Source organism: Paenibacillus gansuensis (assembly GCF_042684925.1).
GTDB classification, from domain to species: domain Bacteria; phylum Bacillota; class Bacilli; order Paenibacillales; family DY6; genus Paenibacillus_N; species Paenibacillus_N gansuensis.
The window spans coordinates 345,760-359,999 of sequence record NZ_JBHUME010000008.1 but is presented as its reverse complement, the minus strand read 5'-3'; the positions used below and the strand labels follow the sequence as shown (position 1 = coordinate 359,999).

Sequence of the window (14,240 nt, the reverse complement as noted above, 5' to 3'; positions counted from 1 at the left end):
GTGGAGGGACAATATGTACGATATTCTTGATGCGATCATTATCGGGATCGTGGAGGGGCTGACCGAGTTTCTGCCGGTGTCGTCCACGGGTCATATGATCCTCACCCAGCAGCTGCTGGGATTGCAGAAAGATCCGGTTCTGGATTCATTCAAAATCATCATTCAACTGGGAGCCATCCTGGCCATCGCTCTGGTGTACCGAAAGCGGATTTACAATCTGTTTGCCAGAGACGGGGAGTCGGGCCTGCCGGGTTTCCGCAAAAACGGCCTGAATCTGATTCATATTGCACTGGCCATCGTACCGGCGATGGGGCTGGCTTTTGTCGCTAAGGATTTTATTAAAGACGACGGTTTTAACACGGTTCCCGTATTGTGGGCACTGATTGTAGGCGGGTTGTTCTTCATCTTCGCCGAGAAATTCCATCCGAAGGCAACAGCTGAGGATATGGATCAACTTACTTATAAACAGGCTTTATTCATCGGATTATTTCAGTGTATTTCCGTACTATGGCCCGGATTTTCCCGTTCCGGCTCGACCATGGCGGGCGGCCTCCTGATGGGGGCTAGCTATAAGGCGGCAGCGGATTTCTCCTTCTTCATTGCGATTCCGATTATGACGGTGGCGACCGGCTATGAATTACTGGACAGCTATCAGTATATGACCAGCGACGTCATGGCGTTCTTTGCCACAGGTTTCATCGTATCGTTTGTTGTAGCCTGGATCGTTGTAGTGGCGTTCCTCCGTTTTATCCAGAAGATTACATTGACTCATTTTGCCATATACCGTTTTATTTTGGCAGCTTTGTTCTTCCTTTTTGTGCTGCGTTAATCCCTGGATCCAAAATAAGACCATCGAACCGTGTCGAAAGACGCGGTTTTTTCATTGTGTTTTTGACCGATTTCCTTTACATTAAAGGAAAGTTGAAGTTGAAGATTACCTTTTGGATGGAGAATCCCGCATGAGACTGATTCCGATACACCGATGCATGCCGGGCATGCGCCTAGGTAAAAAGATTTACAACGAAGAAGGGTTAGTCCTGCTAAGGGAGCAGGTAGAACTGACCGAACAGCTGATCCGCAGGCTGCAAGCGATGGGGGTAAGCTTCGTTTACGTCGCCGATCCCCGGACCGATGACCTGATCGTCCCCGATCTGATCCGGGACGACACACGCAGGGCGGTTATGTCGGAACTGCGGACCAACTTTAAACGGATGATGGAAGACACCGGCCGCCGCCGGGGCATGACACAGCTGTTTATCGGCAAGCAGTTCAAAAGCGTCTTGTCCACATTAATCGATGATCTTAGCAGCCATGAGGATGCGATGATCATGCTTACGAATATGAGCGTCACGGATCTGTATTTGTACGAGCATTCGCTCAACGTATGCATTTACTCGGTGATGCTCGGAATCGCCTGCGGTTATAGTGAAGATGATCTGACGACCATTGGTCTTGGTGCACTGCTTCATGATGTAGGCAAGACCAAGATTCCTCTTGATATACTGTTGAAACCTAATAAGCTCACCGAAGCGGAGTTTGAAGTTATGAAAACCCATACGGAACACGGCTTCCGGCTGCTAAAGGACGAACCCAACATCCCGCTGCTTTCGGCGCACTGCGCCTTTCAGCATCATGAACGGCTCGATGGGACCGGTTATCCCCGCGGCTTGAAGGGAGAGGAAATCCACGAGTTCGCACGATGGATCGGGCTTGTGGATACTTATGACGCAATGACCTCCCACCGTGTGTACCGTAAGGCCATGCTGCCTCATCAGGCGATGGAACAGCTATATGCCGGAGCGGGCAGTTTGTATGATTTGAAGATGCTGGAGACATTCCGCAATAAAATTGCCTTGTACCCGCTGGGCGTCTCGGTCACTTTAAGCTCCGGCCATAAAGGAATTGTCGTCGACGTCAATACGTCCCACCCCCAACGCCCCGTTATCCGGATTTTGCAGGACAGTGAAGGGAATGACTTGAAGGATCTGTATGAAGTGGATTTGTCGAAACAGTTGAATCTGGTCGTGACGCAAGTGAATGATTTGTCAGTATAAGTTATTTCTAATGTTAGTTCGATCCTGGACAAGGGTATGTAATTACTGTGCACCATGATACCTAATTCTAAGGAGTGATTGACATGGCTAGAAATAACCAGGACAACGGCAAAATGAGCAGAGAAGAAGCAGGTCGCATGGGTGGAGAAGCTACAGCCAAAAATCATGACAAAGAGTTTTATCAGGAGATTGGCCGCAAAGGCGGGGAGTCCCGCGATAACAACGGCGGCGGTAACGGCGGAAGCAGCAGCGGCGGTGACGGCAAGATGAGCCGCGAGGAAGCAGGCCGCAAAGGCGGCGAGGCACGCGCCCGCCAACGTGAATAGTCTTATAAATACGCAAAATGAAGAAAACCTCCGGGAAACCGGGGGTTTTCTTCATGGAAGGACACTCTTGCCGCGGGCGCACCTCACGGACACCTAGCGAAAGAACGCAATCAGCCCAAACAGGTTGCTCTGACGAGCCTAGTAATGTCTGCAGCGCCCAAAAGAACCGTTACACGAACCTAGTAATGCCTGTAGCGCCCAAAAGTACCGTTACACGAACCTAGTAATGCCTGCAGCGCCCAAAAGTACCGTTACACGAAACGAGTAATGCCTGCAGCGCCCAAAAGTACCGTTACACGAACCTAGTAATGCCTGCAGCGCCCCAAAGTACCGTTACACGAACCTAGTAATGCCTGCAACGCCCAAAAGTACCGTTGCACGAACTGAGTAATGTCTGCAGCGCCCAAAAGTACCGTTGCACGAACTGAGTAATGTCTGCAGCGCCCAAAAGTACCGTTACACGAACCTAGTAATGTTTGCAGCGCCCAAAGTAAAGTTTCAATTTTCCTTCACATGGGTATATAGGGAAGATGTGTATTTTTGAAACATGATCCGTTATAATACTCCTTAGCAGCCGAAATTGGATGAAGGAGTAATGCTTCGTTGAACTTACATGAATTGCAGATGCTGGCTGAGGTATTGCGCAGCCGGTCGGGAAGTTCGGTACAAATGAGGGTGGAAACTGAATTTCCACAGCAGCGCCTGGTGGGAGGCAAGTACCAGATGGGCTCCCATACGGTAACCCTGTATCTTTCTTCTTTGGAAGAGCAATGCCGCCGCCTGTTCGGGAGTTTGGAGAATTTGCCTGCACTCGCCGCTGTAGTCTGCGCACATGAACTGGGCCATGCGGAAGACCCGGAGCTTGCGGAGTTGTCCGACCGGATGGATTCTGCTTCCGATGTGCGGATACGTCTGGCGCTGGCCTTACAAATTGAAAAGAACGCATGGGCGTTTGCCCGTATGCTCGTTCCCGAGGTAGACCCGCAGCTGATGGAGGCGATGATCGATGAGTCTCTTTACATGTACCGCGAGAATTTGCGCCAACAAACGGCGTAATCTAATAGAATCATTGTAGCCGGCTGTGGGCCGGTTTTTTTGTATCTGTTTTAATTTGTACCTGATTGGCTGACCCAGTACCCCGTTTCAGTGTTCTTGTACCCATTTTCACCTGTTTATCCTGTTTATCCTGTCAGTTACCCTTTACCAGCTTCATCTCTACACACTAAACGAGTTATTCTACCTATGTGCCGCCCTAGGTAACTTTTCATCAGAGGGTTAATAAGCAACGTAAAGGAGAGGTTGGATGCGATTTCTCGTACCTTATATACGCAGGAACATAAGACCGTTTCTGCTGGCCGTACTGCTTCTTACTGTGGAAGCGCTGTCCGAATTGATGATGCCGACGCTGATGGCGGTGATGATCGATCAGGGGGTGGCTCACAACCGGATGGACGTGGTCATGAAATGGGGCGGATTGATGCTGTTGATTACCGGAATCGGAGCGATAGGCGCTGCAGGGAGGAACGTCATCTCAGGCCGGGTATCCCAGCGGTTCGGATCGGAACTGCGGTATGATCTTTATGCCAAAATTCAGGGCCTTTCTTTTCCCAGCCTGAACCGTTTTGAGCGGGCTTCGCTGATGACCAGGCTAACACAGGACGTGACACAAGTACAGAATTTTGTGAACGGGCTCATGCGCATCTTCGTCAAAGCCCCTTTGCTGTGTATCGGAAGCCTGATTTTGGCGATACGTTTGAACCCTCAGCTGGCGGTGGTTCCCATGGCTGTGGTGCCGGTGGTGGGGCTTCTGGTTTATTTTAATATGAAGATCGGTTTCCGCAGGTTTACTTTGGTGCAAAAAGCAATGGATAAAGTCAATCTGGTGCTGCGGGAGTATCTGTCCGGTGTAAGGGTGGTTAAGGCGTTTAACCGCAACGTTTATGAGGAAGGAAAGTTTGACGCCGTCAACGATGCGTATCGTCATGAATCGACTGCCGTCATGCGGACGATGTCGCTGTTTAACCCGGCAATGATGCTTACCGTGAATTTGGGTATTGTCGGCATCCTATGGCTTGGAGGATTCAAGGTGGACACGGGGCAGACGGATGTGGGGCATATCATCGCTTTCGTCAATTATATGACGCAAATCCTGTTCTCGCTGATGATGATCTCGTTTGTGTTCATGATGTTTGTCAGGGCCCAGGCATCGGCTCTCCGGATCGGCGAAGTACTGGAAGCTGAGCAAGGGGACCAAGGCGGGACGGAGAAGGCGGGGGAACAGGAGCATAGAGGCTCGATTGAGTTTTGCGATGTGTCGTTCTCATACGGGACGGATTCAGGTACGCCGGTATTGAAAGGAATCACGATGCTGTGCAAGCCCGGCGAAACGACAGGCATTATCGGCTCCACAGGATCGGGAAAAAGTACGCTGGTTCATCTCATACCCGGATTTTATAGGCCGGATTCCGGCGTAATCCGGGTGGACGGGATGGATGTGGAGAAATGGAATCCGGAATCTTTGCGGGAACATGTTGCGTTGGTGCCGCAGAAGCCGCTCCTGTTCACGGGTTCGATTGCTGAAAATATCCGTTGGGGCAAAGAGGAAGCGACATTGGAGGAAATCATAGAGGCGGCAAAGCTTGCTGAGGCTCATGAGTTCATTTCTTCCTTTCCGGAAGGCTATGAAGCTAGGGTAGGACAACGCGGTGTTAATCTGTCAGGGGGACAAAAACAGCGGATTTCCCTTGCCCGGGCACTGGTAAAACAGCCGGATATTCTCTTGCTGGATGATTGCACTAGTGCCGTAGACGTCTCAACAGAAGCGAAAATAAAGGCATCGCTGCGAAAAGTAAGCCAAAAGACGACCATACTCCTGATCGCCCAGCGGATCAGCTCCGTTGTGGATGCGGATCAGATTATTGTGATGGAAGATGGCCGGATTGCGGCAGCAGGCAGCCACATGCAGCTGATGCGGGAATCCGCGATTTACCGGGAGATCTATCGTTCGCAATACGGAGAGGAGGGGAACTATGCTTTCGTCAACGGAAGCTGAACAAGCCCCCCGTGCCGCGGGCACCGGATCCGCAAAGGAAGAACCGCCGGCAATGCCGATGATGCCGGGCCGTCCGGGGGCCGGCCGAGGGCACGGAGGGCCCGGTCAGGCTGCCAAGCCGAAGAACATGAAAGCAACGTTACGCAAAATGTGGACCTTCGTGGGCAGGGAACGCCGAAAGTTGGCGGGCGTGTTCCTCCTGATCGCATGCAGTGCTGCACTCTCCTTGGCAGGACCGTATCTGATCGGCCGCGCTGTCGACAGCATGGCCGCTGCGAACGGGGAACACGGCGGCAGTGTGAACATGAGCCTGCTCAAGGCGGCGCTCATCGGTTTAACCGCTGCCTATGCCGGAGATGCAGTACTTACATTGTTCCAAGGGCGGCTGATGGCGGGCATTTCAGGACGGATTATCGCCAGCCTGAGGGAAGACATGTTTGCGAAGCTCCAGCGGCTGCCTCTCCGGTTTTTCGATGCCCGGCAGCAGGGAGAATTGATGAGCCGGCTGTCCAACGATATCGATAACGTGAACAGCACGTTATCCCAAACGGTGACCCAATTCATGTCGGGCGCGATCGCCATTGCGGGATCTTTTGTAATGATGCTGGTACTCAGTCCTGCGCTTACGTTGGCGAGCATGATAACGGTTCCGCTTGTTTTTCTGCTGGCCCGTACCGTTACCCGCAGAACATCGGTACTGTTTAAAGCGCAGCAGGAGCATCTGGGCCGACTGAACGGACAGGTGGAAGAGTCCATTTCCGGCATGGAAGCAGTGCGTGCGTACAACAGGCAGGAAAGGATGCTGGCTTCCTTCAGGGAAGTCAACGGCAAGCTCTATGAGACAGGTTTGCGGGCCCAGCTCTGGTCCGGATTTCTAATGCCTCTTATGAGTGTCATCAACAATATTGGTTTTACGGCGGTGGCGTTCGCGGGGGGCATTCTTGCCGTGAAAGGGCACCTGACCGTAGGCGTCATCGCAAGCTTTCTCAGTTATTCCAGACAGTTTGTCCGGCCACTGAACGACTTGGCGAACCTATATAACGTGCTCTTGTCCGGAGTTGCCGGTGCGGAGCGGGCGTTCGAGCTGCTGGAAGCGGAGGAAGAGAGGCAAGATCAGCCTCGGGCGAAGAAACTGCATTATGCGGAAGGCTGGATCCAATTCGAAAATGTATCTTTCGGCTACCGTCCGGAGGAACCCATCCTGAAACAGATCAGCTTCACGGCGGCGCCCGGCAGCAGTACGGCATTGATCGGCCGGACGGGAGCCGGGAAAACGACGCTGGTGAACCTGCTGACACGCTTTTATGATCCCACTGAAGGCAGAGTCCTTCTCGAGGGGAAGGACTTACGGGAGTATACCCGCCAAAGCCTTCGCGAAGCATTCGGCATCGTGCTTCAGGACACCTATTTATTTTCCGGGACGATAAAGGAAAATATTAAATACGGCAGGCCTTCGGCTTCGGATACGGAAGTCGCGGACGCCGCCCGCCTGGCGCATGCCGACGGCTTCATCCGCAGGCTTCCTCAAGGGTATGATACCGTTCTGACGGAGAACGGAGGCAATCTAAGCCAAGGAGAACGGCAGCTCCTTGCGATCGCCAGGGTGTTTCTGGCTGATCCTTCCATCCTGATTCTGGACGAAGCGACCAGCAGTATCGATACACGGACGGAGCTGCATATTCAAAAGGCGCTCGCCAAAGTGATGAAAGGAAGAACGAGCTTCATCATTGCGCACCGCCTGAACACGATCCGTCATGCGGATACGATCATCGTCATGGAACAAGGAACCATTGCCGAGCGCGGAACCCATGATGAGCTGATGGAGTTGAAGGGACTGTACTACGAAATGAACCAAACCGGCCAGGTGTCCTTTCCACAGTAAGGAACTTGTGTCCTGCGCCGGGGAGCGATACAATAACAGGTAACGTTTCACCGATTCCGGTATAAGTCAGGAGTATTTCAGATTATGACAGACAAAGTGATTTTCCCCATAAAAACCAGCCCGCTTTCCCCTGCCAATGACCCGTGGGACCCCATCCGGTCTCTGCAGAAATACGGCAGGCATGTGTTGACCAGCGTAGAGATGACGATCACCAATCTTTGCAATATGCGCTGCGAGCATTGTGCGGTCGGCGACTCCCTAACGATGACGGAGGGACCGAAACTTCCGCTGAAATTCATTCTGGAGAAGCTGGATGAAGTAGAGCATTTGGAAACAATCAGTATTACAGGCGGAGAGCCGTCTTATGACAAAAAAACAGTGGAGCAGTACCTGGTGCCTCTCCTCAAATATGCCAAAGACCGCGGTATCAAGTCTCAGCTTAATTCGAACGTCACCCTCGATTATTCCCGTTATGAGGCTATGCTGCCCTATCTGGACGTCATGCATATTTCATTTAACTACCTTGGAGCCGAGGATTTTCATGAGGTAGGTTTTGCTAATGCAGGACACGAAGTGAAGCTTTCTGCTGCGGCGAAGCTGTACGAGCGCATGATCGAGAATACCGCCCGGTTAAGCCGCGAAGGGATGTTCGTTTCGGCGGAATCTATGATCAATTACCGTACCCATGATAAACTGGGCCAAATTCATCGCTTGATCGCCGAAATGGGCTGCAGGCGCCATGAGGTTCACCCGATGTATCCAAGTTCTTTTGCAGCGGGGCTGCCTCTGCTGACATTGGACCAGATCCGGGGAGCGGTAGACAGGCTGCTGGACGAACGGGATCCGGAACTGTGGATGCTTTTCGGCACGCTGCCCTTTTTTGCATGCAATTCGTTTCAAGAGGACCTGAATTTGCTTAATAAGTTAAAACAAGCGCCGAATGTAACGGTCCGCAACGACCCGGACGGACGCAACCGGCTGAATGTAAGTTTGTTCACAGGAGAAGTTTTTGTGACGGATTTCGCTGATATTCCTTCTTTTGGGAATGTTAAGGAAGAGAGCTTTGACAGTATCTTCGGGCGGTGGCTTCAACATCCGGCCGGACAGTCTGTAGATTGCCACTGCCCTGCCGCGGGTTGCTGCGGACCGAACCTTCTGGTTGCGGACGCATATTACAAATCGGTGGATTTCAAGACGAGAAAAGCGATTCTAGCTTAAGTTAGGGGTCATGCTGCTTGGAAACTTTTCATTGGGGCGAGATCGCCCTAAACATGGGATTAGTAATTTTTCTGGTTCTGTTGAACGGCTTTTTTGTTGCCGCGGAATTTGCGCTTGTGAAAGTGAGGCAGTCCCGGCTGACTCAGCTTGTCAATGAGGGGAACAAGCGGGCTAAATACGCTTTAGCTGTGAATAAGAAGCTGGATGCTTATCTTTCCGCCACGCAGCTGGGGATTACCCTGGCGTCACTGGGGCTGGGCTGGGTAGGGGAACCGGCGATCAAGGATCTCATCATTGAGCCTATCTTTTATCAGTTCGGCCTGGATGTCCATAGCTCCGTTGTGCATACGATCGCGTTTGCCTTGGCGTTTCTGGTGATCACTTTCCTGCATATCGTGGTCGGCGAATTGGCGCCTAAGTCGCTCGCGATCCAGAAATCGGAAATGACTTCTATCTGGCTTTCGTGGCCGCTAATGATGTTTTATAACATATTTAAACCTGCGATCTGGCTTTTGAACGGCGCTGCTGCCCGGCTCCTTCGACTGCTCGGAGTGGCGCCTGCAAGCGAGCACGAAGCGGCCCATACGGAAGAGGAAATACGGATTCTCGTTACCCAAAGCGCGAAGAGCGGTCATATCGACAAGGATGAAATGAGGCTGGTCGACAACATCTTTGAATTCAGCGAGCGTTTGGCGCGCGAAGTCATGGTGCCGCGTACGGACATAGACTGCCTGTATACTGCGGATTCCTTCGCGGAAAATCTTAAAATCGTGTTTGAAACAAAGCATACGAGGTATCCTGTAGCGGCTGAAGATAAAGATGAAATCATCGGCTTCGTGCATATTACCGATATGCTGACAGCGGATTTGGGCGCTGATCCGGATTTGAGTCTATTCGTAAGGCCTGTCCTTGGAGTGCCGGAATCGATGGAAATCAGCCAAGTATTGAAAAAAATGCAGCGAACCTCCTCACAGATGGCCATCGTCATTGATGAATACGGAGGCACGGCGGGCATTTTGACGGCCGAAGACATCCTCGAAGAAATTGTCGGTGAAATCCATGATGAATTCGACGACGGCCTGCGGCCGAGCGTAGAAGTGTTGGACCATATTACCTCGGTGGAAGGCAGAACTCTGCTTGAAGAAGTAAACGACATGTTCGGACTGCATATGGAGGATGACGAAGTCGATTCCATCGGCGGCTGGATGTTCAAAGAGCTGGAAGGCAATGTGGAGCAGGGCAGCAAGGTGGAAGTGGACAACTATGTGTTCGAGATTGCCGAGCTGGACCGTCTCCGCGTGCAGCGGGTCCATATTTACTTGAAAGACCGTAAACCCGCTCAGCCATAATCAACATGCAGGAAGCTTTTCTTCCCGGAAACGGGAGGGAAGGCTTTTTTTTGGCGTAAAACTGCTTTACTATGGGTACAGACGAGGAAGGAGCGGATTGCATGCAGGAACTATTTTCATTCGAGGCAGACGTCCCCATGCATATATTTCAATACGGACTTCCGTCCAGCCGGGGGGAGCAGCACTGGCATTCGTTTTACGAAATCGGCTATTGCATCCAAGGAGAGGCGCTCTTTCATATCGGGGAGCATACCGTCGGGGTGAAAGCAGGCGATCTGGTCTGGTTCCCGCCGTTCACCCCTCATATCGCTCATTCGGAATCCGAAGCAACCTGCAGTTTTATCTTTATTTACTTCAGTGCGGAATTGCTGCCTTCAGAAGACCGGTTGCTGCTGCATGCCTTTTCAGGCCAAGGAGATGTTAAGGCGGAACAACATTTGCAGGCTTGTTTTCCAGGAGACGTACTTAGAGATAAGTTTTCGGGGCTGCTGTCTGAGTACCAATGGAAAAAACCGGCCTACGGCTCTCTTCTGCGCGGTTCGATGCTGGAACTGATGTCATTGCTGTACCGTCTTGAAGAACGTGGACGGCCTAAAGAAGAACGCCTTAGCCTGATCCGGGGGCTGGAACGGATTCGGCCTGCACTGGATTGTATCCATGCCAGGTTCAGCGAACCGATCGGTCTTTCCGATTTGGCCGCGGCTGCCGCGCTCAGTCCTTCCCGGACGCGGCACTTGTTTAAGGAGACCGTAGGTAAAGGGTTTAAATCGTATCTCGCGTTTGTACGGATTCAAGAAGCGAAACGGCTTCTTACTCAAACCGAGTTATCCGTAACGGAGATTTATCTTGCCTGCGGCTATGACAGTTCCGCCCCTTTTTACCGTGCCTTCCACACTCTTGTCGGACAGTCCCCCCTTGAATACCGTATGGGTCAAAAGAGACAATAGCCCTTTTTAAGAATACATGATGTTAAAACAAGAAGACACGCCGCCATGCCTTCCGCTATCTTTAGGACTAGATAGTAGAAGGTTCCACTATATAAAAGGAGCGTGTAATGATGGCAGGTTGGGATCAATTACAAGATTTAATCCGATTTGAAATGATTCAGCGACGCGAGGAAGGCTGCGACGTGACAGGCTTTGAAGAAAAATGGGCAGCGGCTGGAACAGATAAGGCTGCATTAATGAGTGTATATGAGGAGCTGCAGACTTTGGAGACTGCTGCTGATTTTCCTTTTCAAGAACCTTCAGGGCTTGAAGAAATTCGCGCACTTCGCCCTTCCGGGGTTCGCCGTTATGAGTCGGACCTGACGGAAGAGCAATGGCGGGACAAGTTTTACGGCGCCTGGCTGGGCAGGCTTGCGGGATGTGCGCTGGGTAAGCCTCTGGAAGTCCCGGCTGTGATGGGGGGAACGGAGAATTCTCCGGGATGGAAAAACGTGCAGCGCTGGTTTGAAGGAGCGGATGCCTGGCCGATCAAAGGATATACTCCGAAGCACTCCAGAGCAGAGCAGGAAGGGCTGAAGATTGGCGGCAACTGGTGTTGGAAGAGTACCAGGGAGCACATTGCCTTCATGGAAAGCGACGACGATGTAAGGTATACGGTATTGGGCCTGGTGATGCTGGAAGAGAAGGGCCTGGACTGGGATTCATGGGACATTGGTAAGCTCTGGCATCAGAGGTTAACTTACGGGCAGGTGTGCACCGCGGAAACGCAAGCGTATTTAAACTTCACTCAGGTCACCTCTCATTTGAAAGGTGCCAAACCGGAAGATTGGGAGAAGCGCATAGAGTGGGTCCGTTCTTATCTTAATCCATACCGCGAATGGATCGGGGCCCAAATCAGGGCGGACGGCTTCGCCTACGGTGCGGCCGGCCATCCGGAGCTGGCGGCTGAACTGGCCTGGAGGGACGCCTCTTTCTCGCATGTGAAGAACGGAATATACGGTGAGATGTTCGTTGCCGCGATGATAGCCGCCAGTTTCACCGAATCCGATCCTGAGCGGATCATTGCCGCCGGCTTAAGTGAGATTCCGGCTACGTCCCGTTTGGCGGCGGATATCGCGCAAGCATTGGAAATTGCACATTCCGCTAAGGACCAGCTGGACCTCGTCAGCCGGATTTGGGAAGCTTTCAAGCACTACGACCCCGTTCATACCAACAATAATGCCGCGCTTGTGGCGGCGGCTTTGATCTATGCCCAAGGCGATTACGAGAGAGGGATTACAACAGCCGTCTTAGGAGGCTGGGACACCGACTGCAACGGCGCGACGGTCGGTTCCATTCTCGGTGCCGTGTTAGGGGCTAAGGCGCTGCCGTCGAGCTGGATCGATCCGCTTCACGATACGCTTTATGCCGATCTGGTCGGCTTTGACCCGATTGCCATCTCCGCCTGTGCGGAGCGCAGCTATCAGGTGTTCCTTAAAATCCGGGAGGAAGCGGCTTCGGCAGCGGGCGTTGCCGGCAAGTAAATCCGATCTAACGCCTCTGTAATGAAACTGTAATATTCCCTTCATGTTCTATTAATATAAGCTGGGTATAGTAATAACAACCCCCCTTTTAATGATATATAAATTCCTTGATGGCCTGCAGACTTGTTCTGCAGGTTTTTTCTTTGCTATGTCCCCCGTGCCGCCCGGCAGCGGCCAAAAGTCCCGTTGCAGTCGGCGGTACCCGCCAACGTGACCAAGCAAGGTTAAACCGCTATCCTGGAAGCATAAATACCCCCACCCCGCTGGGGTGGAGGTATTGCCTTGAGGCGGCTATTTCCTTTTTGAATTCGAGCCCGAGGTTCCAGCCGGCTTTCTTTGTTTATAAAGCCAAAGCGCGTACTCCAACGGCCGCGATATGGCTTTCGTGTACGTATCCTGCTCGCCGATGCGGCGGAATACTTCCCTTGCAGGCTTGGGGTTGATTTCGAGCATCCAGACGTGACCGCTTTTATCGATGGCGATATCCAGCGCCAGCTCGCATAACCTTCCGTACTTTTCCTCCACGAAGGAGGCCGTCTCAAGCGCCAGCTGGTCGGCTGTTTTTTTGACGGACTCGATCTGGTCATCCGAATCGAACCACTGCTTCAGCAGTTCGTTCATCTTCACGGCTCTGCCGCCGCCATGAAGATTGGACGTAATGCTGCGATACGCCCCGATTCGCCCCGCACAGCCGGTCACTTCCCATTGTCCTTGCCTGTTCTTCTGGATGAGCAGCCTATAGTCATGGACGCGGCCGTCCTGCAATTTCAACTGGATGCCCTGTTGAATCAGATAATTCCCCGCCAGCCCCCAGCTGCCGAGCCGCATGGCGATTTGGCCCGGCGTGACACGCTGCGGCTTGATAATCCGGCGGGAATGATCCCGTCCTTGAATCAAGTACTGGCCTGCCGTCACTTTTTCGATGCGTAAAATTCCTCTGCCGCCGGTACCGTTCTTAGGCTTCAAATATACGAGGTTATAACGTTTCAAGAAATCCGTCACATCGCTTACCTTCATACATAGCCTGGTTTCCGGCAGGTGAGGCTTTATCCGCGGATTTTCGGTGAAAAGCTGATGCATCATCCACTTGTTAGCGATCGGCCGGTTCAGATACAGCAGCTTCGGATAGTTCCTTCTGAACCGTTGCAGCTGTTTGAACCGTTTATTGGGCTGGTAACGGCACCGGTCGAAGATCATCGTGGGAAACTGGGTCCATTTCCGCGTCCATCGGCCTGAATTCGGGTCATAGAACTGGGCTTTGATCAACTTGCGGGAAGCATCGACATCCTCCGGAGTAAAAACAAAGCAGGCTAACCCAAGTTCCTTGCCCGATGCAATCATCCGCTGAAAAATGGCACGTTCCTCGATATGCTTCCGATCGTTCAAATATAATGTCATAATGCCTAATACGGGTTGGGGCAATGTGTTCACCTACTTTTAGCGGATAGAATGGACTCATAGGACGGGCTGATGAACAGAAGGGTGGGTTTACCCGTCGGCCCTGTGAACAGGTCCACCGCTGTCAGCCCTGCCCGGAAACATTGTTTCAAGCTTGGCGTATTGGTGACGGCCACCGTGCAGGAATACGCTCCTACATCCTGGATGTGGCGTCTAATCAGCTGAACGGTGATTTCTTTGCCTCGGTAATCGGGATGGACGACGAAAAAGGAGGCGGTCCTTCCGTAATCGAGCAGCAGACTGAGTCCGGCTGCTTTCCTTCCGTCCATCATCAGCAGAAGCTGGCTGCCCCGCTCCAAGTCCGCATCCGATTCCTGCGCCGCCCGCAGTGCCGCGGATGTGATCCGTCCTTCCCCGCAGCGCTGTGCGAAGCGGAGGATCTTTGTTTTACACCTGGCGTATTGTTCTGAGGAAACGGCCCGGATTTCCAC

Annotated in this window: 12 protein-coding genes; 10 read left to right on the top strand and 2 right to left on the bottom strand. The window is 52.3% G+C overall.

Annotated elements, in window-relative coordinates; genetic code table 11:
- Positions 1-13 precede the first annotated feature (13 nt).
- From ACFSUF_RS13855 to ACFSUF_RS13810, 10 genes are all read left to right on the top strand, one after another.
- Entirely contained in the window at positions 14-829 is an 816-nt protein-coding gene (locus tag ACFSUF_RS13855; protein ID WP_377603501.1) for an undecaprenyl-diphosphate phosphatase, read from the top strand.
- 130 nt (positions 830-959) lie between these two features.
- A complete protein-coding gene (locus ACFSUF_RS13850; RefSeq protein WP_377603500.1) occupies positions 960-2,054 on the top strand; it encodes an HD-GYP domain-containing protein in 1,095 nt (364 codons plus the stop codon).
- Between the two features lie 83 nt (positions 2,055-2,137).
- Positions 2,138-2,380, top strand: a complete 243-nt coding sequence (locus tag ACFSUF_RS13845) for a KGG domain-containing protein (protein WP_377603499.1) — start codon at positions 2,138-2,140, stop codon at positions 2,378-2,380.
- Positions 2,381-2,983: 603 nt separating this feature from the next.
- Complete coding sequence (locus ACFSUF_RS13840; protein WP_377603498.1) at positions 2,984-3,436, top strand: hypothetical protein; 453 nt, start codon at positions 2,984-2,986, stop codon at positions 3,434-3,436.
- 247 nt (positions 3,437-3,683) lie between these two features.
- Positions 3,684-5,432 (top strand): ABC transporter ATP-binding protein, encoded by a 1,749-nt coding sequence (locus tag ACFSUF_RS13835; RefSeq protein WP_377603497.1) that lies wholly within the window; start codon positions 3,684-3,686, stop codon positions 5,430-5,432.
- A complete protein-coding gene (locus ACFSUF_RS13830; RefSeq protein WP_377603496.1) occupies positions 5,410-7,314 on the top strand; it encodes an ABC transporter ATP-binding protein in 1,905 nt (634 codons plus the stop codon). The genes ACFSUF_RS13835 and ACFSUF_RS13830 overlap by 23 nt, the downstream gene beginning before the upstream one ends.
- Positions 7,315-7,398: 84 nt before the next feature.
- On the top strand, positions 7,399-8,532 hold the full coding sequence (yfkAB, locus tag ACFSUF_RS13825; RefSeq protein ID WP_377603495.1) for a radical SAM/CxCxxxxC motif protein YfkAB: 1,134 nt from the start codon (positions 7,399-7,401) through the stop codon (positions 8,530-8,532).
- Positions 8,533-8,585: 53 nt separating this feature from the next.
- Positions 8,586-9,881: a hemolysin family protein gene (locus tag ACFSUF_RS13820; protein ID WP_377603898.1), complete on the top strand. Its 1,296-nt coding sequence runs from the start codon at positions 8,586-8,588 to the stop codon at positions 9,879-9,881.
- Between the two features lie 101 nt (positions 9,882-9,982).
- Complete coding sequence (locus ACFSUF_RS13815; RefSeq protein ID WP_377603494.1) at positions 9,983-10,828, top strand: AraC family transcriptional regulator; 846 nt, start codon at positions 9,983-9,985, stop codon at positions 10,826-10,828.
- Positions 10,829-10,938: 110 nt separating this feature from the next.
- A complete protein-coding gene (locus tag ACFSUF_RS13810) occupies positions 10,939-12,351 on the top strand; it encodes an ADP-ribosylglycohydrolase family protein (protein WP_377603896.1) in 1,413 nt (470 codons plus the stop codon).
- A 291-nt stretch (positions 12,352-12,642) separates the two neighbouring features.
- On the opposite strand, the gene ACFSUF_RS13805 is transcribed toward ACFSUF_RS13810, so the two are convergent.
- Positions 12,643-13,773: a YheC/YheD family endospore coat-associated protein gene (locus ACFSUF_RS13805; RefSeq protein ID WP_377603493.1), complete on the bottom strand. Its 1,131-nt coding sequence runs from the start codon at positions 13,771-13,773 to the stop codon at positions 12,643-12,645.
- A gap of 5 nt (positions 13,774-13,778) precedes the next feature.
- Entirely contained in the window at positions 13,779-14,240 is a 462-nt protein-coding gene (locus tag ACFSUF_RS13800; protein ID WP_377603492.1) for a hypothetical protein, read from the bottom strand.

Excerpts from the sequence above, each read along its gene's own strand:
- ACFSUF_RS13855 (WP_377603501.1), top strand. The coding sequence starts at position 14 with ATGTACGATATTCTTGATGCGATCATTATCGGGATCGTGGAGGGGCTG.
- ACFSUF_RS13850 (WP_377603500.1), top strand. The coding sequence starts at position 960 with ATGAGACTGATTCCGATACACCGATGCATGCCGGGCATGCGCCTAGGT.
- ACFSUF_RS13845 (WP_377603499.1), top strand. The coding sequence starts at position 2,138 with ATGGCTAGAAATAACCAGGACAACGGCAAAATGAGCAGAGAAGAAGCA.
- ACFSUF_RS13835 (WP_377603497.1), top strand. The coding sequence starts at position 3,684 with ATGCGATTTCTCGTACCTTATATACGCAGGAACATAAGACCGTTTCTG.
- ACFSUF_RS13830 (WP_377603496.1), top strand. The coding sequence starts at position 5,410 with ATGCTTTCGTCAACGGAAGCTGAACAAGCCCCCCGTGCCGCGGGCACC.
- yfkAB (WP_377603495.1), top strand. The coding sequence starts at position 7,399 with ATGACAGACAAAGTGATTTTCCCCATAAAAACCAGCCCGCTTTCCCCT.
- ACFSUF_RS13820 (WP_377603898.1), top strand. The coding sequence starts at position 8,586 with ATGGGATTAGTAATTTTTCTGGTTCTGTTGAACGGCTTTTTTGTTGCC.
- ACFSUF_RS13815 (WP_377603494.1), top strand. The coding sequence starts at position 9,983 with ATGCAGGAACTATTTTCATTCGAGGCAGACGTCCCCATGCATATATTT.
- ACFSUF_RS13810 (WP_377603896.1), top strand. The coding sequence starts at position 10,939 with ATGGCAGGTTGGGATCAATTACAAGATTTAATCCGATTTGAAATGATT.